Below are 22758 nucleotides of genomic sequence, written 5' to 3'. Positions count from 1 at the left end.
ATGGTTTTGGGCATGGTGAGGTTAAACTTATGTTTCTCATGCGGCCGCTGATTGTTATATTTATGGAGTGGTTTAAGCGTTAATTATAACACTTTTCCAACACCGTGCATCTCTCATAACCTACTGTAATTTAATGATGTTTATCTTTTTATGATATCAATATGTCATCCTGATATGTTAATCCAAAAAGGTCAAAATATCATTTGTCTGACGTTTGCCGTTATTTCACTTTATCTTTAGGACTTATCTCCTTTGAGTCAGTAATCTGGTTGGCAGTTGGTCGGGTCAGTAAAAGGTTCACGATCATGATCTGTACCTCCAAAATAAACTTAGGAGAAAAGCAAACATGAGTTCTGCCAAAAAGATCGGGCTATTTGCCTGTACCGGCGTGGTCGCCGGTAATATGATGGGGAGCGGTATTGCACTATTACCCGCGAACCTCGCCAGTATTGGTTCAATTGCTATCTGGGGATGGGTGATTTCTATTATTGGCGCAATGTCTCTGGCTTATGTTTATGCCCGACTGGCGACCAAAAATCCACAGCAGGGCGGCCCTATTGCGTACGCCGGTGAAATATCTCCGGCGTTCGGCTTCCAGACCGGCGTCCTTTATTATCATGCTAACTGGATTGGTAACCTGGCGATCGGGATTACCGCCGTCTCTTATCTGTCGACATTTTTCCCTATATTAAATAACCCGATTCCGGCCGGTATCGCCTGTATTGCAATCGTCTGGGTATTTACCTTCGTTAATATGCTCGGGGGAACCTGGGTCAGCCGCCTGACGACTATTGGGCTGGTGCTGGTATTAATTCCGGTGGTAATGACGGCGGTAGTCGGCTGGCACTGGTTTGACGCCGCCACCTATCAGGCCAACTGGAACACCTCCGCCACTACCGACAGCCACGCGGTCATTAAAAGTATCCTGCTGTGCCTGTGGGCCTTCGTCGGCGTCGAATCCGCCGCCGTCAGTACCGGGATGGTGAACAACCCGAAACGTACCGTGCCTCTGGCCACCATGCTGGGGACCGCGCTGGCGGGTATCGTTTATATCGCCGCAACGCAGGTGATTGCCGGGATGTACCCCGCAGCCCAGATGGCCGCATCGGGCGCGCCGTTCGCCATTAGCGCTTCAACTATGCTCGGCGGCTGGGCCGCTCCGATGGTGTCCGCCTTCACCGCCTTTGCCTGCCTGACCTCTCTCGGCTCCTGGATGATGCTGGTTGGCCAGGCCGGCGTGCGCGCCGCCAACGACGGCAACTTCCCGAAAATCTACGGCGAGCTTGATAGCAACGGTAACCCGAAAAAAGGCCTGCTGCTGGCGGCGGTGAAAATGACCGTGCTGATGGTGCTGATTACCCTGATGAACTCCAGCGGCGGTAAAGCCTCCGACCTGTTCGGCGAGCTGACCGGTATCGCCGTCCTGCTGACCATGCTGCCTTACTTCTACTCCTGCGTGGACCTGATTCGCTTCGAAGGCATCAACATTCGCAACCTGGTGAGCCTGATCTGTTCGATTCTGGGCTGCGGCTTCTGCTTTATCGCCCTGATGGGGGCAAGCTCCTTCGAACTGGCCGGTACCTTTATCGTCAGCCTGATTATCCTGATGTTCTACGGCCGCAAAATGCACCAGCGCCAGCATGAAAACGACCCTGCTGACAACTCTACCGCCGGCGCGCATTAATCAGTAACCCCTTTTCCTGGAGCTCCTTCCTGCACCTGTCACCACGCGACGGGAGGGGCTTTCTATATCTGGAGATTTGACTATGAACGTTATCGCAATCATGAATCACATGGGCGTCTACTTCAAAGAAGAGCCTATCCGTGAACTGCATCGCGCCCTTGAACGCCTGGACTTCCGCATTGTCTATCCGAACGACCGCGAAGATTTACTGAAACTTATCGAAAATAACTCCCGCCTGTGCGGCGTTATCTTCGACTGGGATAAATACAATCTCGAACTGTGCGAAGAGATCAGCAAGCTCAACGAATATATGCCGCTGTACGCTTTCGCCAACACCTACTCCACGCTGGACGTCAGCCTCAACGATCTGCGCATGCAGGTTCGCTTCTTCGAATATGCGCTGGGCGCGGCTGACGACATCGCCGACAAAATCAAACAGAACACCGATGAATATATCGATGCGATTCTGCCGCCGCTGACCAAAGCGCTGTTCAAATACGTGCGTGAAGGCAAATACACTTTCTGTACTCCGGGCCACATGGGCGGTACCGCCTTCCAGAAAAGCCCGGTCGGCAGCATCTTCTACGATTTCTTTGGCCCGAACACTATGAAATCGGATATCTCGATCTCGGTTTCCGAGCTCGGCTCCCTGCTCGATCACAGCGGCCCGCATAAAGAGGCGGAAGAGTATATCGCCCGCGTATTCAACGCCGAACGTAGCTACATGGTGACCAACGGCACCTCTACCGCCAACAAAATCGTCGGCATGTACTCCGCCCCGGCCGGCAGCACCGTGCTGATTGACCGTAACTGCCACAAATCGCTGACTCATCTGATGATGATGAGCGACATTACGCCAATCTACTTCCGCCCGACCCGTAACGCCTACGGCATCCTCGGCGTGATCCCGCAGAGCGAATTCCAGCACGCGACCATCGCGAAGCGCGTGAAAGAGACCCCGAACGCCACATGGCCGGTGCACGCGGTGATCACCAACTCCACCTACGACGGCCTGCTGTACAACACCGACTTCATCAAGAAAAACCTCGACGTCAAATCTATCCACTTTGACTCGGCGTGGGTGCCTTACACCAACTTCTCGCCAATATATGCCGGCAAATGCGGGATGAGCGGCGGCCGGGTGGAAGGGAAAATCATCTACGAAACCCAGTCCACCCACAAGCTGCTGGCGGCGTTCTCCCAGGCTTCAATGATCCACGTGAAAGGCGATATCAACGAAGAGACCTTTAACGAAGCCTACATGATGCACACCACCACCTCCCCGCACTACGGGATCGTGGCCTCCACCGAAACCGCCGCGGCGATGATGAAAGGCAACGCCGGCAAGCGCCTGATCGACGGCTCAATTGAACGTTCTATCAAGTTCCGTAAAGAGATCAAACGCCTGAAAAGCGAGTCTGAAGGCTGGTTCTTCGACGTATGGCAGCCGGAGCACATCGACGGGGCCGAATGCTGGCCGCTGCGCTCCGACAGCGCATGGCACGGTTTCAAAAACATCGATAACGAGCACATGTACCTCGACCCGATTAAGGTCACTCTGCTGACTCCGGGGATGAAAAAAGACGGCACCATGGATGAGTTCGGTATTCCGGCCAGCATCGTGGCGAAATACCTCGACGAACACGGCATCGTGGTAGAGAAAACCGGGCCGTACAACCTGCTGTTCCTGTTCAGCATTGGGATCGACAAAACCAAGGCCCTGAGCCTGCTGCGCGCGCTGACCGACTTCAAACGCGCGTTCGACCTCAACCTGCGCGTGAAAAACATGCTGCCGTCGCTGTACCGTGAAGATCCTGAATTCTATGAAAACATGCGCGTTCAGGAGCTGGCGCAGAACATTCACAAACTGGTTGAGCATCACAACCTGCCAGACCTGATGTTCCGCGCGTTCGAAGTGCTGCCAAAAATGGTGGTCACGCCGTACGCCGCGTTCCAGAAAGAGTGCTGCACGGTCAGACGGAAGAGGTCTATCTCGACGAGATGGTCGGTCGCGTCAATGCCAACATGATCCTGCCGTATCCTCCGGGAGTTCCGCTGGTTATGCCGGGGGAAATGATCGCCGAAGAGAGCCGTCCGGTGCTGGAATTCCTGCAGATGCTGTGCGAAATCGGCGCCCACTACCCGGGCTTCGAAACCGATATCCACGGCGCATACCGTCAGGCGGATGGTCGCTACACCGTTAAGGTGCTGAAAGACGAAAACACCAAGTAACTGAAGCACCGAAGGGAAGTGGCCTGCCGCTTCCCTTTTTCACGCTGCAAGGAGACCTCATGAAAACACCCTCACAGCCGCGCGCGATCTATTACATCGTGGCGATTCAAATCTGGGAATACTTCAGCTTTTACGGCATGCGTGCCCTACTTATCCTCTATCTCACCCATCAGCTTGGCTTTGATGACAGCCACGCCATTAGCCTGTTTAGCGCCTACGCCTCTCTGGTTTACGTTACCCCCATTCTTGGCGGCTGGCTTGCCGACCGCCTGCTTGGCAATCGCACGGCGGTCATTGCCGGCGCGCTGCTGATGACGCTCGGCCACGTGGTGCTCGGCGTCGAATCCGACGCAACCTGGAGCCTGTATCTCGCGCTGGCGATCATTATCTGCGGCTATGGCCTGTTCAAATCCAACATCGAGCTGCCTGCTCGGCGAACTGTATGCCGTTGACGATCGTCGTCGCGACGGCGGTTTTTCGCTGCTCTACGCGGCGGGGAACGTCGGCTCAATCGCCGCGCCGATTGCCTGCGGGCTGACCGCCCAGCGGTATGGCTGGCACATTGGCTTTGCGCTGGCGGGGATCGGCATGTTTATCGGGCTGCTGATTTTCTTAAGCGGCAGCCGCTACTTCAGGCACACCCGCGGCGTCGACAGGCAGGCGCTGCGGGCGGTGAAGTTCGTGCTGCCGGCCTGGGGCTGGCTGGCGGTGATGCTGGGCGTGGCGCCGCTGTTCTTTACCCTGCTGCTGGAAAATAACTGGTCCGGCTATCTGCTGGCGATCGTCTGCGTGTTTGCCGCCCAGATGGTGGCGCGGATCATGATCGCCTCTCCGCAGCACCGCCGCGCGCTGTGGCAAATCGTACTGCTGATGCTGACGGGTACGCTGTTCTGGGTGCTGGCGCAGCAGGGCGGCAGCTCGATCAGCCTGTTTATCGACCACTTCGTTAACCGGCGGCTGCTGAATATCGAAGTGCCGACGGCGCTGTTCCAGTCGGTCAACGCGGTGGCGGTGATGGCGGCAGGGGTAGTGCTGGCGTGGCTGATGCGCCCGGAAGGCGCAGCCCGCTCCGCGCTGCGGGTATGGCTGAAATTTGCCTTTGGTCTGGTGCTGATGGGCTGCGGGTTTATGCTGCTGGCGCTTAACGTCCGCCACGCGAGCATCGACGGCCAGGCCTCAATGGGGCTGATGGTCGGCGGGCTGGCGCTGATGGGGTTTGCCGAGCTGTTTATCGACCCGGTGGCGATGGCGCAGATCACCCGCCTCAACATGCCCGGCGTGACCGGGGTGCTGACCGGTATTTACATGCTCGCCACCGGCGCGGTCGCCAACTGGCTGGCGGGGATAGTGGCGCAGCGGACCACCGAATCACAAATCAGCGAAACGGCCATTGCCGCTTATCAGCACTTTTTCTCGCAAATGGGCGCATGGACGCTCGGCTGCGTGGCGGTAATTGTGCTGCTGGCGTTTGCCGCCACCTTCAGCCTCGGCAGGCGTCGCGCCGCCGGCGAAGTTCCCGGCGGCGGCGCCTGAGGGGGAGGTTAACGCAAATGCGCTCCTTGCACCGATCGATAATCAGGAGGAGGATATTCTGGCGGGCGCGGAAGCCTAAGACTAAAAATCGTTAGTGAAGCGATGGCTGAGTGAAATCAGCCGGGAGTGAAGCCAGGTTCGTTAAGATTGTTCTCCGGCGATATCGCCCGAGACGGGCCGCGCTGGATGGTGACCTGGTTCAATTATAGAAGCAAGTTTGAAAGCAGGGTTATGAGGAACCAACATGTCTGAACAACAAGCACAAAGTGCCGATGAGGCAATTGACCTTAATAATGAACTGAAAAGCCGTCGTGAAAAGCTGGCTGCGCTGCGCGAGCAGGGCATTCCGTTCCCGAACGATTTTCGCCGGGACCATACCTCTGACCAGCTGCACGCTGAATTTGACGGCAAGGACCACGAAGAACTCACCTCCTTGAACGTTGAAGTTTCCGTGGCCGGCCGCATGATGACCCGCCGTATCATGGGGAAAGCCTCCTTCGTCACCCTGCAGGACGTCGGCGGCCGTATCCAGCTGTACGTGGCGCGCGACGATCTGCCGGCAGGCGTCTACAACGAGCAGTTTAAAAAGTGGGATCTCGGCGACATCATCGCCGCCCGCGGCAGGCTGTTCAAAACCCAAACCGGCGAACTGTCGATCCACTGCAGCGAGCTGCGCCTGCTGACCAAGGCGCTGCGCCCGCTGCCGGACAAGTTCCACGGCCTGCAGGATCAGGAAGCGCGCTATCGCCAGCGCTATCTGGATCTGATTTCCAACGACGCCTCGCGTCACACCTTTAAAGTGCGCTCGCAGATCCTCGCGACGATGCGTCAGTTCATGGTGGCTCGCGGCTTTATGGAGGTCGAAACCCCGATGATGCAGGTGATCCCCGGCGGCGCCTCCGCCCGTCCGTTTATCACCCACCACAATGCGCTGGATCTGGACATGTACCTGCGTATCGCGCCGGAACTGTACCTGAAACGGCTGGTCGTTGGCGGCTTCGAGCGCGTGTTCGAGATCAACCGTAATTTCCGTAACGAAGGCATCTCCGTGCGCCATAACCCCGAGTTCACCATGATGGAACTCTATATGGCGTACGCGGATTACAAAGATCTGATCGAACTCACCGAGTCGCTGTTCCGCACCCTGGCGCAGACCGTGCTGGGTAAAACCGCAGTGCCGTACGGCGACCAGGTTTTCGACTTCGGCAAGCCGTTTGAAAAGCTGACCATGCGCGAGGCGATCAAGAAATACCGTCCGCAGACCGAAATGGCGGATCTTGATAGCTTCGACGCGGCGAAAGCGATCGCCGAATCTATTGGCATCAAGGTTGAGAAGAGCTGGGGCCTGGGCCGCATCGTCACCGAAATCTTTGACGAAGTGGCGGAAGCGCACCTGATCCAGCCGACCTTCATCACCGAGTATCCGGCAGAAGTTTCGCCTCTGGCGCGGCGTAACGACGTTAATCCGGAAATCACCGACCGCTTTGAGTTCTTTATCGGCGGCCGTGAAATCGGCAACGGCTTCAGCGAGCTGAACGATGCCGAAGACCAGGCGCAGCGTTTCCTCGACCAGGTGAACGCCAAAGCCGCCGGCGACGACGAAGCGATGTTCTACGACGAAGACTACGTGACCGCGCTGGAGTATGGTCTGCCGCCGACCGCCGGTCTGGGCATTGGGATCGACCGGATGGTGATGCTGTTTACCAACAGCCACACCATCCGCGACGTGATCCTGTTCCCGGCGATGCGTCCGCAGAAATAACAGGCCGCAAAAAGCAAAGCCCCGAGGCGCGTTAGCGTCCCGGGGCTTTTTTATATCCGCCTGTTTGAGCCCGGCGCCGCATCTTTCCAGCGTCTATCCATGATAAAGCATGTCCATTCATGAATGATTCCCCCAATGAAATCATCTCCTGCTGAATGCCAGTCCCGTCCCTCCGGCAGGTGAGCAAACTGCTGGTTGCCTCTCATTTTTCGCTCGTTTATGTAGCAATGTTAGATATCTGTCAAAGTTCTGTGACTGCGTGGTTTTAAAATTTTCATTTCAGTTATTTAATTATAAAAGTTTCAAATGAGCTGTTAATGAAACAAACTGACTGAAATGTGGTGGCCCCAGGCATAGATGGTTAATGAACTGCTTTTTTAATAATTAATTATAAATCAACCGATTCTGGTGGTTTTTGGCGAAAAGTGAGCCGACGGCGCTGACGGAGACGCGTGCTCCGGCCGAAGGACAGACAGGTGCTTGACCCGTTTTTTATGAAATGAATTTTTCATTTATCTCAATAAACTGGCGTATCAACAACGCTCAAGGATCAACTGTGAATATCAAGAAAACGATTGTTGCCTCTTTGTTAGCCTGTATGTTGCCTGCGGTTGTAATGGCAAAAGATATCTCCGTCGGCGTTTCGATGGCGCTTTTTGACGATAACTTTCTGACGATCCTGCGTACCGCCATGCAAAAAGAGATGCAAAAAGATGGCGTTAAGTCGCAGGTTGAAGATGCCAAGGGCGACGTGGCGCAGCAGCTGCAGCAGGTTCAGAACTTCATCGGCCAGGGCGTTGATGCCATCATCGTTGCCCCGGTCGACACCAACGCGGTGAAACCGATTATAGATCAGGCAACCAAAGCCGGTATCCCGCTGGTGTTCGTTAACCGCCGCCCGCAGCTGCCGCTGACGGACAAAATGGCCTACGTCGGCTCGGATTCCGTCCTCGCCGGGCGCCTGCAGATGGAAGCGCTGGCGAAGGCGATGAACGGTAAAGGAAACGTCGCGATTCTGCTGGGCGATTTGGCGAATGAATCAACCCGCGACCGGACGAAGGGCGTGGAAGAGGTGGTGGCAAAATACCCGAATATCAAAATCGTGCAGAAGCAGACCGCCAAATTTATGCGTAACGACGCGGTGGACGTGGTGAGCAACTGGATGACCAGCGGGGAAGATATCCAGGCCATTGCCTCAAACAATGATGAAATGGCCATCGGCGCGCTGCAGGCGCTGGGCAGCAATCCGAACCATATTCTGATCGCCGGCGTTGACGGCACCCCCGACGCGCTGCAGATGCTCAAAAACGGCAAGATGATCGCCACGATTTTCCAGGACGCGAAGGGGCAGGGGGAAGGCGCGGTCAACGCCGCCATCAAGCTGGCTAACGGTGAGAAAGTAGAAAAATTCATCGACGTTCCCTACCAGCTGATTACCAAAGAAAACATGTCTGACTTCGTCAGCCGCAACCAAAAATAACCATTCCAGGCCCAGCGGTACGGAGGTTGATGTATGAACGCTTTTGCCCTAGAAGCCGAAGGTATCAGCAAGTTTTTTCCCGGCGTGAAAGCGCTCGATAATGTCTCATTGCGCGTGCGCCCGGGAACGGTGCACGCGCTGATGGGCGAAAATGGGGCCGGTAAATCGACGCTAATGAAGTGCCTTATCGGGATTTACCGTCCCGATAAGGGCGCGATAAAAGTGAAAGGCCAGCCGGTGCAGTTTCAGGACACGATGGACGCGCTGCGTTCGGGGATCTCGATGATCCACCAGGAGCTGAATCTGGTGCCGCATATGACGGTGGCGGAAAATATCTGGCTCGGCCGCGAGCCGATGAAGTATGGCTTTGTCGATCATCGCCAGTCTGCTTAGCCAGACCCAGGCGCTGCTGAATAAGCTCAATATTCGTCTCGCTGCCGATCGGCTGGTGGGCGATCTTAGTATCGCCGCCCAGCAGATGGTCGAAATTGCCAAAGCGGTCTCGTGGAACGCCGATATCGTGATCATGGATGAGCCGACCTCGGCGTTAACCGAAGGGGAGGTGGCGCACCTGTTTACGATTATTCGCGACCTCCGCGCGCAGGGCAAAGCGATCATCTATATCAGCCATAAGATGGATGAGATCTTTGCGATTACCGATGAAGTCAGCGTCTTTCGCGACGGCAGCTGGGTGGCCAGTAAACAGACGGCGGAGTACACCCGCCAGTCGCTGATTACCCAGATGGTTGGGCGGGAATTAACCCAGCTGTTCCCTAAATTCAATAATACGATCGGCGAGGATGTGCTGAGCGTGCGCAATCTGTCGCGCAGGGGCTACTTCGACGACGTCAGCTTCAGCGTGCGCCGCGGCGAAATCCTCGGCGTTGCCGGACTGGTTGGGGCCGGGCGCAGCGAGGTGATGGAGTGTCTGTTCGGCATGGAGAGCTTTGACGCCGGAGAGGTGCTGATTGATGGCGTCCCGGTGAAGATCGATTCTCCCTCCATGGCCATTGAAAAGGGGATGGCGCTGCTGACCGAGGATCGCAAAAAGTCCGGCCTGTTCCTCGTCCTGTCGGTGCTGGAGAATATGAGCATCGTCAATATGCCGGAATATGTCGGCAAAAGCGGGTTTGTTAAGCATATGAAGATGGCGGAAGACTGCATGGAGCAGATCCGCCGTCTGAATATTAAAACCCCGACGATGGATCAAATTATTAATAACCTCAGCGGCGGTAATCAGCAGAAAGTATTGATTGCCCGCTGGCTCTTAGCCCAGCCCAAAATATTAATTCTCGATGAGCCGACCCGCGGTATTGACGTGGGGGCGAAGGCTGAAATTTACCATCTGATTAGCGAACTGGCGAACCGTGGCGTCGCGGTGATTATGGTTTCTTCTGAACTACCGGAAATCCTCGGGATGAGCGACCGCGTGATGGTCATGCACGAAGGGCGGATTACCGGCATCCTTGAAAAAGACGAGGCCGATCAGGAAACCATTTTGTCGTTGGCATCCAATTGAGGCGTAGAGAATGAGCAATATGAAACTGACCGCAGCTCCCGTAAATGAGAAATCCTCTTTCTTGAGTCAGCTACGGCATAAAATGCCGAAAGATACCGGGATATTTATCGTCATGGTGGCGATTGCCCTGACGTTTGAAATTGCCGGCTGGTTCGTTCGCGACCAATCATTTTTAATGAATAGCAACCGCCTGGTGCTGATCGTTTTACAGGTGGCGATCATCGGTATTATCGCCGTGGGGGTGACCCAGGTGATTATTACCACCGGGATTGACCTCTCCTCCGGTTCGGTTATTGCCCTCGCGGCGGTGGTGGCGGCGAGCCTGGCGCAGACCTCGGACAGCCTGACGCCGATGTTTCCGTCGCTGGTCAACCTGCCGGCGGCGATCCCCGTTTTGGCCGGGATCGGCGTCGGCCTGCTCTGCGGATTGACCAACGGCTTTCTGGTGACCCGCACCGGGATCCCACCGTTTATCGCCACCCTCGGGATGATGGTCTCCGCCCGCGGCCTCGCGCAGTATTACACCCAGGGCAACCCGATTAGCTTCCTGTCCGACAGCTTTACCGCCGTGGGGCAGGGGGCGATGCCGGTCATTATTTTCTTCGTCATCGCCGCGCTGTTCCATGTCGCGCTAAAGCATACCCGCTACGGTAAATACGTCTACGCCATCGGCGGCAACATGACCTCGGCGAAAGTTTCCGGCATCAACGTCAACAAGTATCTGGTTATCGTTTATACCATTGCCGGCGCGCTCTCCGGCCTCGCCGGCGTGGTGCTGGCGGCGCGCGTCAGCAGCGGCCAGTCGAGCATGGGGATGTCCTATGAGCTGGACGCCATCGCCGCCGCGGTGATCGGCGGCAGCAGCCTGATGGGCGGCGTTGGGCGGATTACCGGAACGCTGATAGGGGCGGTGATCCTCGGGCTGATTAAAAGCGGCTTCACCTTCGTCGGCGTCGATGCCTACGTGCAGGATATTATTAAAGGCATCATTATCGTCGCCGCGGTGACCATCGATATGCGCCGCAACCGTAAAAAACACTAGCTTGTAAAAATGGCCCGCCGCGGGCCATTGGTTTTTATGCGCGCGGGGCTATGCCTCGTTTGCCGCCAGCAGCAGGCTGTGCAGCAGGACGTTAGCCCCTTTTTCGGCCCAGGCGGGCAGAATATTCTCCGCCTCATTATGGCTAATCCCCCTCTCGCAGGGGATAAATATCATGCTGGCGGGCGCCACCTTGCTGATATAGCAGGTATCGTGTCCGGCGCCGGAAACCATCCGTTTAGCGCTATAGCCGAGCGCCAGCGCGGCCCGTTCGCTGCGCGCCAGGCACTCGGGATCGAAGGCGATGGGCGCGTAGTCAAAAATGCGCTCGACCTCTGCCGTCACGCCGCGTTGGCCCAGCGCCGCGGCGGCGTGACGCAGCGCGCGCTCCATCGCTTGCAGGGCGTCGCTTTGCGGATGGCGAAACTCAACGCTGCATTCAACGCGGCCGGGCACCACGTTGCGCGACCCCGGCGTCACCTGCACGCTGCCGACCGTCGCGCGGCCGTCGGGCTGGTGGGCAATACCGATCTCTTCCACCGCCAGCGCCAGCTCGGCAAAAGCGGTTAGCGCATCGCGGCGGCTGCCCATCGGCGTGGTGCCGGCGTGCGCGGCGAAGCCGGTCAGGCTGACGTTGAACCAGCGCTGGCCCATCGCCGCGTGCACCAGGCCGATATCAATCCCTTCGTCTTCCAGAATCGGCCCCTGTTCGATATGCACCTCGTAGCAGGCGTGCAGGGGAAACGCCGCCGTCGGGTGCTGGCCGCGATAGCCGATAGCCTCCAGCGCCGCGCCGACGCTGACGCCGGCGCGATCTTCGCGGGCGAGGGCCCACTCTTCGCTGAACTGCCCGGCCCACACGCCGGAGGCGAGCATCGCCGGGGCAAAGCGCGCGCCCTCTTCGTTGGTCCAGTTCACCAGCACGATATCGCGCTCGGTTTCGCTGCCGCGTTCGTTAAGCGCCCGCAGCGCCTCCAGCCCCGCCAGCACGCCGTAGATACCGTCATAGCGGCCGCCCAGCGGCTGGGAGTCGACGTGCGAACCGGTCAGCACCGGCGCCAGCGCCGGGTTTTTACCCGCCCGGCGGATAAACATATTGCCCATGCTATCGACCCGGTAGCCAAATCCCGCCTCCAGCGCCCAGTCGCGCAGCAGATCCCGGGCCTGGCGGTCCTCTTCGCTCAGCGTCAGCCGGGTGACGCCGCCGGCGGGCGTCGCGCCGATGGTCGCCATTGCGTTAAGCGTCGCCCACAGGCGCTCGCCGTTGACGGTTATCATGATGGGTCCTTTTTTACGCGATAGCGGAAATCACAGCACGGCGCGCCCTGCATAATGGTCGTCGTGCGGGTCAGCTCAACCTCCGGCGCATAGCCGACGATAAACTTGTCATCGCGGGCGCAGGAGAGCAGGTGGCCAATCTCGCCGAGGCCCATCTGGTGATACATTTCGGCATAGCGGCAGCGGTTAACGTTGTAGTTGTACTGCCGATCGTCGGCATCCAGCACGGTGACCTCCAGCGCGTTGTCCTTTTCCCACAGATACTGCAGGGCGACAAAGCTCTGGATATCCGCGCCGTTGGGCTCTTTGGCGGCGAAGGATTTCCCCGCCTCAATGGCGGCGTTTTCAATCGCCTCGCCGATGACCGCCTGGGCGCGAGCTTTGCCTATCTCGCGGACCAGGATGTCGTAAATCGGCTTAATAATCTCGGCTTCAATTTTGCGGCGGGCGAGAATGCCCAGCTCATTATTATCACTCATCACGTTGCCTCACTGCGTTACTTCGTGGCGCCGCCTAGTACGGTTTGCGGCTGCCATTTACCGTCGACGACTTTGTAGACGGTAAAGGTTGGCGACTTCAGGTTGCCCTCTTTATCAAAGGCGATCTGTCCGGTGACGCCGGAGTAGCTGATGGCGCGCAGGGCGGGCAGGTAGACGGCCGGATCGACGGAGTCGGCTTTTTCCATCGCCGCGACCAGCACGCGCGTAGCGTCGTAGGCGAACGGCGCGTGCAGCTCGATATGGGTGTGATAGCGCGACTGATAGGCCTGCTCAAAGGCCTTGCCGCCCGGCATCTGCTCCACCGGCAGCCCCGGCTCCAGCGCCACCACGCCGTTGCCCTCTTTTTGCGCCAGCCTGCAGGAAGGTCTGGCTGACGAAGCCGCCTGCGCCCATCAGGGTGGCGCTGAGCCCCAGCTGCTTGATGCGGCGCGCCAGCGGTGCGGCCTGGCTATCGACGCCGCCGAAGAAGATCAGATCGGCGTTTTTGCTGCGAATCGCCGTCAGCACGGCGCTGAAGTCCACCGTTTTGTCATCGACGTACTGGCGATCGACGATATCGATCCCCTGGGCCTTCAGCGACTTAATAAACTCATCCGCCAGGCCCTGGCCGAAGGCGGTGCGATCGTCGATCACCGCAATGCGTTTGGCCTTCAGGGTCTGTACCGCGTACTGGCCGGCAAACTGGCCGCCGTCATCGTCATGGCCCATCACCCGGAAGCTGGTATCGAAGCTCTGTTTGGTATACGCATGACCGGTCGCCACCGGCGCAACCTGGGCGATTCCGGCATCGTGATAGACCCGCGCCGCCGGAATGCTGGTGCCGGTATTCCAGTGGCCGACTACTCCCGCCACGCCGCTATCCACCAGGCGCTGAGCCACGGCGACCGCGGTGCGCGGGTCGGACTGGTCATCCTCCGACTGCAGCTTAAAGGTTACCGCCTTGCCGCCGATCGTCGGGTGCTGCTTGTTGATATCGTCGATGGCCAGCTGCGCGCCGTTTTCCAGGTCCTTGCCGATACGCGCGGAAGGGCCGGTTAGCGGGCCGGCAAGGCCGATAGTGACGGTTTCGTCGGCGGCGGACCACGCGGCGGAAGAGGCAAAACCGCTGAGCACAATAGCGGCGCTGAGCGCACTGATTTTTGCTGTTTTCATTGTTTTTCCCTGCTGTTGGTTGGTGTGTTAGACGGGCATTTCGCCCAAATAAATCTGTGCAATGCGGTCGTCGGCCAGCAGCGCCTGAGACGCGCCGCGCTCAACGATGCTGCCGCTGTCCATCACCCACGCGCTGTCAGTGGCCTCCAGCGCCAGGCGCGCGTTCTGCTCGATTAGCAGCAGCGCCACGCCGCGCTGGCGCAGGGTGGCAATCACGCGAAAAACGTTCTCTACCATCAGCGGCGCCAGCCCCATCGACGGCTCGTCGAGGATCAGCAGCCGCGGCCGGCTGAGCAGGGCGCGGTTCAGCGCCAGCAGCTGCTGTTCGCCGCCGGAGAGCAGCCCGGCCAGCTGATGCTGGCGCTCGCCGAGGCGGGGAAACTGGCTGAAGATGTCGTCCATCTCCCGCTTAACCGCCGCGCCGTCGCGGCGCAGCCAGGCGCCCATCTGCAGATTTTCCAGCACCGTCATGCGGGCGAAAATGCCGCGGCCTTCCGGCACCATCACCAGCCCTTCGCGCAGCAGCGTTTCGGCCCGGCGTTTGCGTACCGGCCTGCCGTTGAAGAAGATGTCGCCGCTAAACGGCTCCAGGCCGGTAACGGCGCGGACGGTGGAGCTTTTGCCCGCGCCGTTGGCGCCGATAAGCGTGGTCTGCTCACCCTCTTTAACGCTAAACGACACCTCGCGTACCGCCTGGATGCCGCCGTAGTGCACCCCCAGATCGCTGACGGTTAATAGATCAGACATGCGCGCTTCCTCCCAGCCAGGCGGCGATCACCGCCGGGTCGCGACGTACGGTTTCAGGGGTGCCGCTGGCCAGCGTTTTGCCATAGTCCAGCACCATCAGGCGATCGCAGATCCCCATCACCAGCTTGACGTCGTGCTCAATCATCAGCAGCGTTTTGCCGTCGTTACGGATGCGCAGCAGCAGCTCGCCGAGCGCCACTTTTTCCGCGGCATTCATCCCGGCGGCCGGCTCATCGAGCGCCAGCAGGCGCGGATCGGTGGCCAGCGCGCGGGCAATCTCCAGCCGCCGCTGGTGGCCGTAGGCGAGGTCGCAGGCGCGGTAGTGGGCGAACTGCGCGATGCCGGTATACTCCAGCCAGTGCCACGCCAGCTCGCGGGTTTTCGCCTCTTCGGCGCGGGCGCGGCGGTGACGGCTCAGCGCCGCCCACAGGCCGTTGCGGGTACGTACGTGGCGGCCGACCATCACGTTTTCCAGCACCGACATCTGGTTAAACAGCCGCACGTTCTGGAAGGTGCGGGCGATACCGGCGGCGGTGACTTTCTCAATGTTCTTCGGGAAGTAGGGCTCACCGGCAATAGCGAACTTGCCGCTGTCCGCCGGATAGAGCCCGGTTATCAGGTTAAAGCAGGTGGTTTTACCCGCGCCGTTGGGGCCGATAAGACCGTAGATTTCGCCCTCGTTGATGGTGAGCGAGACGTTATCGACCGCCGTCAGGCCGCCGAAGCGCTTGGACATATGGCTGACGCTGAGCAGGCTCATGCTTTGCCTCCTTTATGTCCGGTGGGCCAGATGCCCTGCGGGCGCAGCAGCATCACCAGCACCAGCGCCAGGCCGTAAAAGAGGCTGGCGCAGAATTTCCGGGTCAATCAGCACTTCGCCAAACAGCGCCTGCTGCAGCGGGGCGGCCTGGCTGCGCAGCAGCTCGGGCAGGGCGGTCAGCAGCACGGCGCCGAGGATCACGCCCGGGATATGCCCCATGCCGCCGAGCACCACCATCGCCAGCACCGCAATCGACTCCTGCAGGGTGAAGGATTCCGGGGAGACAAAGCCCTGGAAGGCGCCGAACAGCGCCCCGGCGACGCCGCCGAACGACGCGCCGATGGCGAACGCCAGCAGCTTATAGTTACGCAGATTAATGCCCATCGCCCGGGCAACGTCCTCATCCTCACGGATGGCGTGCCAGGCGCGGCCGATCCGCGAGTTCTGCAGGCGCAGGCAGACGAAAATAATCGCCACGATCGCCAGCATCAGCAGGTAGTACCACAGCCACAGCGCCGGAACCTTAACGCCGAACCAGTGATAGACGCCGCTGAATTTCAGCCCAAACAGGCTGAGCGTATTGATGCCGGAAATGCCCTTTGCGCCGTTGGTAATATTCACCGGGCGATCGAGGTTGCGCATCAGAATACGGATAATCTCGCCAAAGCCGAGGGTGACGATGGCCAGGTAGTCGCCGCGCAGTTTGAGGGTCGGCGCGCCCAGCACGATGCCGCAGCCCGCCGCCGCCAGCGCGGCGAACGGAATAATCAGCAGCCAGGAGGCGTGCAGGCCGTCCGGGAACCAGGCCAGCAGCTGCGGAAACGCCTCCAGCAGATGCGGGGAGGCCAGCAGCGCCGCGAGGTAGGCGCCGACGGCGTAAAAGGCGATAAAGCCCATATCCAGCAGGCCGGTGTAGCCGACCACGATGTTGAGCCCCAGCGCCAGCATGATGTACAGCAGGGCGAAGTCGATGACCCGCACCCAGTAGTTGCCGCCGAGCTGGCTGGCGACCATCGGCGCCACCAGCAGCGCGCAGATAAACAGGGCCATGCCGGACCAGAAGCGACGGGAGGCGGCGGGGGCCGCGACGAGTTGTGCCGTTGTCATATTTTTTCCTATGCCCGATGCGCGACGCGCTCGCCGAGTAAACCGGCAGGACGGAACACCAGCACCACAATCAGCACCATAAAGGCGAAGATATCCTGGTAGTTGCTGCCGAAGACGCCGTGGGTCAGGTCGCCGAGATAGCCGGCGCCCAGCGATTCGATGATCCCCAGCAGCAGGCCGCCGAGCATCGCGCCGCGAATATTGCCGATGCCGCCGAGTACCGCCGCGGTGAAGGCCTTAATGCCGGGGAGAAAACCCATTGAGAAGCTGGCGCTGCCGTAGTTGCTGGCCATCATGACGCCCGCCAGCGCCGCAAAAGCGCCGCCAATCGCGAAGGTGAGGGTGATAATGGCGTTGGGGTTCACCCCCATCAGCGTGGCGATGCGCGGGTTCTCCGCCACCGCGCGCATGCCGCGGCCTAAGCGGGTAAATTCCACCAGCAGCCACAGGCCGAGCATGACCGCAAAGGCCAGCGCAACGGTGACGATGCCGGTCACGGTGACGATCGCCGGCGGATGCGCCGCGCTGCCGTGGGTAACGGCGATCGGATCCATCGGCAGGATCTGCGGGAACATCTGCGGGTTGCGGGTCCAGATAATCATCGCCGCGGTTTGCAGCAGCACCGATACGCCGATCCCCGAGATCAGCGGCGCCAGGCGCGGAGCGTGGCGCAGACGGCGGTAGGCAAAGCGCTCAACCGCCATCGCCAGCAGCGCGCATACGATCATCGCCAGCATCAGCGCCAGGCTCAGCTGGGCCAGCGGCGGCAGGCCGGGAAAATGGGCGTGCAGCGCGTTCATGGCCGACAGGGTCGTCAGCGCGCCGACCATCAGAATATCGCCGTGGGCAAAGTTAATGATGCGCAGGATGCCGTACACCATGGTGTAGCCGAGCGCGATAAGGGCATAGATGCTTCCCAGCATGATGCCGTTGATGAGTTGTTGTATGAGAGTGTCCAACCGAATTACCCGACAATGTGCTCAAATTACGGCTACCATCCAATAAATGAATTAAATTGTAAAATACGGATATATTCTTTCTTATTATGATCGCGAATTTATCTATCTTTATGATATTTAATATAATTAAATAACGTATCGGATCTCATTTAGCGCTAAGAAAATCAATATATGAAAAAAACAGAGCAGTCGATGGGGCGGGAAGAGTGGACGGAAAGCGGCCTGGTCAACGATCCGCCGCTGCGGGCGGTGCGCGCTTTTGAAGCTATCGCCCGCCTCGGCAGCATCACCCTCGCCGCCCGGGAACTGGCGATATCGCCGTCGGCGGTCAGTCATCAGCTGAAGGTGCTGGAAGGATACCTGCAGATCCCGCTCACCGAGCGGCAGGGGCGACGGCTGACCCTCAGCCTGCAGGGGCGCGAATACTACCGCTCGATTCGCGCGGCGTTTAACGTTCTGCGCCAGGCCACCGAGCATCTGGTCGATCAGGTCCAGAGCCAGCAGGTGACGATCAGCCTGATCCCGCTGTTTGGCATGGGCTGGTTTATTCCACGCCTGCCGTCATTTGTCCACGCCAACCTGCAGACCGAAATCAACGTGGTTTACGCCAACCACCGTAACTACCTCAGCGACGCCTCGGATATGTCGATTCGCTTCGGCAACGGGCAGTGGGCGGGATATCAGAGCGAAAAGCTGATTTCCGGCCGAATGGTGGCGGTGTGCAGCCGGGCGTTTATCCGCCTGCACGGGCATATTGATACCCCGGAGCAGCTGCTGCAGATGCCGCTGCTGCATGACGAGGAGCGCAGCACCTGGAACCAGTGGTTTGTGCAGCAGGGGGTGAAGCGCCCGCCGCGATCGACGGGGCCGCTGTTCGAGGACGGACTGTTAACCCTCGCCGGCGTGCAGGCCGGGCTGGGCTGCGCGCTGATGCGCGAGCCGCTGATCGCGCCGTATCTCAACAGCGGCGAGCTGGTGAAAATCTTCGACGCGGCGATCGATGACGGCCGGGATTACTATCTGTGCGTGCGCCAGGACAGCGAAATGACGCCTAACGGCCGGCTGCTGCAGAGCTGGCTGCGCGGCGAGGCGCTGAATTAAGCGCCCTGGGAAGGCTGGCGGTGACGAATTTGCAGCGTCGCCGGCAGATAGCGCTGCAGCGGCTCCGGGGTGCCGCCGTCGATCAGCTGGCTGATGAGGTCATAGCAGTGCCAGGCCAGCTGGCGATTATCCTGCTGGACGGTATCAATGCGCAGCGACAGCGAGTCATACAGATAGTGATCGTCAAAGCTGGCGAGGTGGATGCCGGAATCCAGTAAATTATGCTGGCTTATATAGCGCAGCACCCCTTCCAGCAGGCCGCAGGCGGCGGTGAACAGCGCCTGAGGCGGTCGCCCCAGCCGCGCGCAGAGCGCGGCAAACATCTCGTAGCCGGAGCTGGGATGGTAGTTGCCGTTGATCACCCATTCCGGGCGGAGCTCAACCCCCGCCTGCGCCAGCCCCTGGGTAAAGCCGGCCAGCCGGTCCCGCGAAGGGGAGAGCCGCGGCTGGCCGCCGAGAAACCAGAACTCGTCGGCGTGCCGGGGGGCGATCCGCGAGATTAGCTCGGCGGTGGGGGCGATGGAGTCGGTCATCACCAGCGGCAGGCTGCTGCCGCTGGGGCTGCGGTCAAATAATACTACCGGCAGCTGTTCGCTGAGCTTGAGGTAATCCGCGTCGTTGTGCATGCAGGAAGCGACGATCAGGCCGTCAACCTGGCGGGCAATCATATTATTGACCACCATGCTTTCCTGGGCCGGGTTTTCGTCGGTGCAGGAGATCAACAGCTGAACGCCCGCCTCGCGGCACAGCATTTCCAGCTCGTGGGAGAAGACCGCGAAGCCGTAGTTGGTGATTTCCGGCACCACCAGCCCGATGGCATGGCTGCGGTTATCGCGCAGCGAGCGGGCGTGAATGCTCGGCTGATAGTGCTGCTCGCGGGCGATGGCCTGAACGCGTTCGCGGGTCTCCTGCGCCACGCGCAGCTCTTTGCCGCGGCCGTTCAGCACGAGGCTGGCGGTCGCCTTCGAAACGCCAGCCAGCTCGGCGATATCTTTAATGGTAACGCGTTTGGTTTTCATTACGACAGCATGCGCCAGAAATTAAAACGCTGATTCTACCATGCATGGCCGCAGCGGCCAGTAGCAGAATGCGGCCGGCGTCGCACCGCTGAAAATCAGTTCTCCAGGATAGGGCGGGAAGTAGCGGCTGCTCATCACGCCTTCGCCATCGTTGATGAACACTTCAATGCTTGAGCTATCGCCCAAAATCCGCAGCGTGCGCACCTCTCCCCGCCAGTAGCGGTAGAGCGCTTCGTCGGAGGCCAGGCTGCGTCGTTCGAGGCGAATGCCGTCGGCGTCGAGGATGAGCCTGAGGGCGCCGCCGAAATCCATCGCCAGCTCGTCGCCGGGGGGCACCTCAAAGATGATGTCCATTGGCGCCAGCGGCAGGACTGGCCCCTGCCAGCCGCGGGCCGCGCCGCGCAGGTCCGCCAGTTCGCGCAGCGGATGCTGGTAGAGTTTTCCGTCGCGTAGCTCCAGCTCCCGCAGGCAGGTCATCTGGTGGATCCAGCCGTGGGCGAGGGTCGGCTGGCGCATCTCTTCGCCGTCCGGAACCCCCATCCAGCCGACCAGCAGCCGCCGGCCGTCGGCTGCCAGCATGGTCTGCGGGGCGTAAAATTCGAACCCGGCATCCAGCTCATTAAGCGCGCCGTGGTCAAAGCCGGCGCTGGCGTAGTCGAAGCGGCCCGCCATCCATACGGCGGGGTAGGTGTTGAGGTAGCGGTCGGCCTCGCGGGCGATGCCCTGGGGGCAGCAGATCAGGATATGCTGGTCGGCGAGCGGGAACAGATCCGGACACTCCCACATATAGCCGGCATCGTGCAGGCCGTTGACGTCGCAGCCGGCAATTTCGCCTTCCGCCTCCCACTGGCGTAAATCCGCGGAGCTGAACAGCAGCACCTTACCGCGCTTTTGCAGATCCTGAGCGCCGAGGACCATGTACCAGCGGCCCTCATGCTGCCAGACCTTCGGGTCGCGGACGTGGCCGGTATAGCCCTTCGGCAGCGCCAGCACCGGGCCGCTTTTGCTAAAGGTGCCGTCGCTGTTTTCCGTCGCCAGGCACTGCCACGCGGTTCTGCTGCCGTCGTCAAACTTCACGTTGCCGGTGTAGCACAGGGTCAATTTTCCGGCGTTATCGACGGCGCTCCCCGAGTAGCAGCCGCTGCGGTCGTACTCTTCGTCCGGCATCAGCGCGATCGGCTCATGCTGCCAGCGCAGCAGGTCTGCGGAGCTCCAGTGCCCCCAGCACTTGAACTTATGATCGCAGGCCAGCGGGTTCCACTGATAAAACAGATGATAGCGCCCGGCAAATTCGATAAAGCCGTTAGGATCGTTCATCAGGCCGGTGGTAGGGGCCAGGTGCCACTGCGGATAGTGGCGATCGCGCAGCGCGCGCGGCTGGCCCTGCATTACGGCGCGTAAAATTGCCGGCAAACGTGAAGGAAGTGACATTATTCAGCGTCCGTTTTGTATTTCAGCAGCAGGGAAACGGTGAAGGCCACGCCGAAGGCGATAACCATCCCGATAATATAGTTCAGCAGCGAGCTGGCCTGCACGATAGCCATTCCCGGGATCGCCGTTAGCCCGACCGCGGTCATGTAGACGTGCATCGACACCACCCATGCGCCGCCCGCCGCGCCGCCGATAAGGGCCGCGATAAACGGCTTCACGAAGCGCAGGTTAATACCGAATATCGCCGCTTCGGTGATCCCGAGCATCGCGGAAAAGGCCGAGGGCAGGGTGATGGCTTTGATTTTGGCATCTTTGGTTTTAAACCATACCGCCAGACAGGCGCCGCCCTGGGCGACGTTGGCCATGGCCCAAATCGGCAGCAGGAAATTGACGCCGATCGACGGGTTGCCCAGCAGTCCGGCCTCAATGGCGTGGAAGCTGTGGTGAATGCCGGTGATGACGATAACCGAGTAGAGGCCGCCGAACAGCAGCCCGGCCAGCCAGCCGGCGTGGGCGATCAGGGTGCTAAGAATAAACGAGATGCCATCGCCCAGCGCGCGGCCGGCGGGGCCGATAATCAGCAGAGCGATAAAACCGGAAATGATAACCGTCAGGAACGGCGTCAGGATCAGGTCGAGGGCGTCAGGAATGACCCGACGCAGCTGTTTCTCGACGATGCTCATAAACCATACCGCCAGCAGCACCGGGAATACCGTGCCCTGGTAGCCGATCATGGCGATTTCCAGACCGAAAAAGTTCATCGAATGGAAACCGGCGGCCACGCCCCAGGCGTTGGTCAGCGCCGGGTGGGTTAAGATGCCGCCGAGGGTTGCGCCGAGGTAAGGGTTGCCGCCAAATTCGCGCGCGGCGGTGAAGCCAATCAGGATCGGCAGAATGATAAAGGCCGCCGAGCTGCACATATCGAGAATGATATAGATGGCGTTGCTTGGATCGACCCAGCCGTAGGTTTTTACCATCCCCAGCAGGCCCATCAGCAGGCCGGAGGCGACGATAGCCGGGATAATCGGAACGAAGATGTTCGATAGCAGGCGCGCAATACGCTGGAAGGGGTTGAGCTTTCTCGCCGCAATATTGGCGGCTTCCGACTTGCTGGACTCGCCGATCCCGGCGACCTGGATAAACGCGGCGTAGACTTTGTTGACGATGCCGGTGCCAAAGATAATCTGCATCTGACCGGCGTTATTAAAGCAGCCCTTCACCCCTTCAATTTCGCCGATGGCCTTCTTGTCGGCCAGCGAATCATCGACCAGCACCAGGCGCAGGCGAGTGGCGCAGTGCGCGGCGCTGGCGATATTTTCCTTACCTCCCAACAGCGGAAGCAGCGAGCGGGAAATGTGTTCGAAATCCATAGTACCCTCTGAATGCATTATTATTTGTTGGTTTTATTTCCGCGGCAGCAGAGGACTGATGCCGCGGTTTTAAGCTGGTTTCAGG

At 59.5% G+C, this 22758-nt stretch carries 13 protein-coding genes and 5 pseudogenes; 8 read left to right on the top strand and 10 right to left on the bottom strand.

Translation table 11 applies throughout. From position 1 onward, the window contains the following. Positions 1-346: 346 nt before the first annotated feature. The 7 genes and pseudogenes from cadB (at position 347) to ABOC21_RS18240 (ending at position 11252) form a co-directional block, all read left to right on the top strand. Entirely contained in the window at positions 347-1684 is a 1338-nt protein-coding gene (gene cadB, locus ABOC21_RS18270; RefSeq protein ID WP_426812789.1) for a cadaverine/lysine antiporter, read from the top strand. 82 nt (positions 1685-1766) lie between these two features. After that, positions 1767-3916: pseudogene (cadA, locus tag ABOC21_RS18265) on the top strand (lysine decarboxylase CadA). 59 nt (positions 3917-3975) lie between these two features. Continuing rightward, a pseudogene (gene dtpD / locus ABOC21_RS18260) lies at positions 3976-5449 on the top strand (dipeptide permease DtpD). A 244-nt stretch (positions 5450-5693) separates the two neighbouring features. After that, positions 5694-7211, top strand: coding sequence for a lysine--tRNA ligase (gene lysS / locus ABOC21_RS18255; protein WP_426812788.1), 1518 nt, complete (start codon positions 5694-5696; stop codon positions 7209-7211). A 556-nt stretch (positions 7212-7767) separates the two neighbouring features. After that, complete coding sequence (locus tag ABOC21_RS18250) at positions 7768-8691, top strand: sugar ABC transporter substrate-binding protein (protein ID WP_426812787.1); 924 nt, start codon at positions 7768-7770, stop codon at positions 8689-8691. A gap of 33 nt (positions 8692-8724) precedes the next feature. Continuing rightward, positions 8725-10210, top strand: a pseudogene (locus ABOC21_RS18245) (sugar ABC transporter ATP-binding protein). Between the two features lie 19 nt (positions 10211-10229). Beyond that, positions 10230-11252 carry an ABC transporter permease gene (locus ABOC21_RS18240; RefSeq protein ID WP_426815531.1) on the top strand — a complete coding sequence of 341 codons (1023 nt, stop codon included), beginning with the start codon at positions 10230-10232 and terminating at the stop codon, positions 11250-11252. A gap of 48 nt (positions 11253-11300) precedes the next feature. On the opposite strand, the gene ABOC21_RS18235 is transcribed toward ABOC21_RS18240, so the two are convergent. From ABOC21_RS18235 to ABOC21_RS18205, 7 genes and pseudogenes are all read right to left on the bottom strand, one after another. Continuing rightward, on the bottom strand, positions 11301-12527 hold the full coding sequence (locus tag ABOC21_RS18235) for a Zn-dependent hydrolase (protein ID WP_426812786.1): 1227 nt from the start codon (positions 12525-12527) through the stop codon (positions 11301-11303). Further along, the gene (locus tag ABOC21_RS18230; RefSeq protein WP_426812785.1) at positions 12524-13006 is read right to left on the bottom strand and encodes an L-2-amino-thiazoline-4-carboxylic acid hydrolase; all 483 of its coding nucleotides are present in this window, start codon (positions 13004-13006) and stop codon (positions 12524-12526) included. Before ABOC21_RS18230 ends, ABOC21_RS18235 begins: the two co-directional genes overlap by 4 nt. Positions 13007-13023: 17 nt before the next feature. Next, positions 13024-14179: pseudogene (locus tag ABOC21_RS18225) on the bottom strand (branched-chain amino acid ABC transporter substrate-binding protein). A 27-nt stretch (positions 14180-14206) separates the two neighbouring features. Continuing rightward, a complete protein-coding gene (locus tag ABOC21_RS18220) occupies positions 14207-14926 on the bottom strand; it encodes an ABC transporter ATP-binding protein (RefSeq protein ID WP_426812784.1) in 720 nt (239 codons plus the stop codon). After that, a complete protein-coding gene (locus tag ABOC21_RS18215) occupies positions 14919-15686 on the bottom strand; it encodes an ABC transporter ATP-binding protein (RefSeq protein WP_426812783.1) in 768 nt (255 codons plus the stop codon). The genes ABOC21_RS18220 and ABOC21_RS18215 overlap by 8 nt, the downstream gene beginning before the upstream one ends. Beyond that, positions 15683-16793: pseudogene (locus tag ABOC21_RS18210) on the bottom strand (branched-chain amino acid ABC transporter permease). Before ABOC21_RS18210 ends, ABOC21_RS18215 begins: the two are co-directional and overlap by 4 nt. 8 nt (positions 16794-16801) lie before the next feature. Beyond that, positions 16802-17716, bottom strand: coding sequence for a branched-chain amino acid ABC transporter permease (locus ABOC21_RS18205; protein ID WP_426815530.1), 915 nt, complete (start codon positions 17714-17716; stop codon positions 16802-16804). Positions 17717-17923: 207 nt separating this feature from the next. Here ABOC21_RS18205 and ABOC21_RS18200 point away from each other — a divergent pair, with 207 nt between their 5' ends. Continuing rightward, positions 17924-18853, top strand: coding sequence for a LysR substrate-binding domain-containing protein (locus ABOC21_RS18200; protein WP_426812782.1), 930 nt, complete (start codon positions 17924-17926; stop codon positions 18851-18853). Here the strand turns inward: ABOC21_RS18200 and ABOC21_RS18195 are convergent. Genes ABOC21_RS18195 through ABOC21_RS18185 form a run of 3 tightly spaced genes read right to left on the bottom strand, consistent with a single transcriptional unit; the run spans position 18850 to position 22673 of the window. Next, positions 18850-19872 carry a LacI family DNA-binding transcriptional regulator gene (locus ABOC21_RS18195; protein ID WP_426812781.1) on the bottom strand — a complete coding sequence of 341 codons (1023 nt, stop codon included), beginning with the start codon at positions 19870-19872 and terminating at the stop codon, positions 18850-18852. The genes ABOC21_RS18200 and ABOC21_RS18195 overlap by 4 nt on opposite strands. Positions 19873-19893: 21 nt before the next feature. Continuing rightward, entirely contained in the window at positions 19894-21303 is a 1410-nt protein-coding gene (locus tag ABOC21_RS18190; RefSeq protein WP_426812780.1) for a sucrose-6-phosphate hydrolase, read from the bottom strand. Next, positions 21303-22673: a sucrose-specific PTS transporter subunit IIBC gene (locus tag ABOC21_RS18185; RefSeq protein ID WP_045854347.1), complete on the bottom strand. Its 1371-nt coding sequence runs from the start codon at positions 22671-22673 to the stop codon at positions 21303-21305. The genes ABOC21_RS18190 and ABOC21_RS18185 overlap by 1 nt, the downstream gene beginning before the upstream one ends. Positions 22674-22758: the final 85 nt, after the last annotated feature.

Origin of the sequence: Klebsiella sp. WOUb02 (assembly GCF_050058015.1) — a bacterium.
GTDB lineage: Bacteria > Pseudomonadota > Gammaproteobacteria > Enterobacterales > Enterobacteriaceae > Klebsiella.
The sequence above is the reverse complement of the archived record's forward strand: the minus strand, read 5'-3'. Positions and strand labels throughout refer to the sequence as shown.